At 48.6% G+C, this 290-nt stretch carries 1 protein-coding gene; it reads left to right on the plus strand.

Going from position 1 to position 290, the window contains the following annotated elements; translation table 11 throughout:
• Positions 1 to 102 precede the first annotated feature (102 nt).
• Positions 103 to 290: hypothetical protein (locus NE473_RS31970; RefSeq protein ID WP_256265717.1), on the plus strand; the 188-nt coding region annotated here is incomplete at its 3' end.

Raw genomic sequence — 290 nt, forward strand, 5'->3', positions numbered from 1 at the left:
AAGTACCAAAGTGGTTAAGATCATACAGAGCTATACCGGAATAATAAATAAAATGGTATGGAGGCGGAGGTATTTCACGGTTACTATGGAGACAACACTTATATGACCAGCTGTCTCGTTTTGATGGACCGCGCCATGAGCGACGAGGAAATCGCAGAAGGGTTAAGAGAGATGAAGAAACTTCGGAGTGCAGAGTATCCTGCATCACCGTATTCCGCATCAGGGGATGCACTGGCCGCCAGGACGCCGGAGAGTAAGTGGCTGGGTATTGACTGTGCGTCTGTTCAGCA

This window comes from Hungatella sp. SL.1.14, from assembly GCF_024460495.1.
Taxonomy (GTDB): domain Bacteria; phylum Bacillota; class Clostridia; order Lachnospirales; family Lachnospiraceae; genus Hungatella; species Hungatella hathewayi.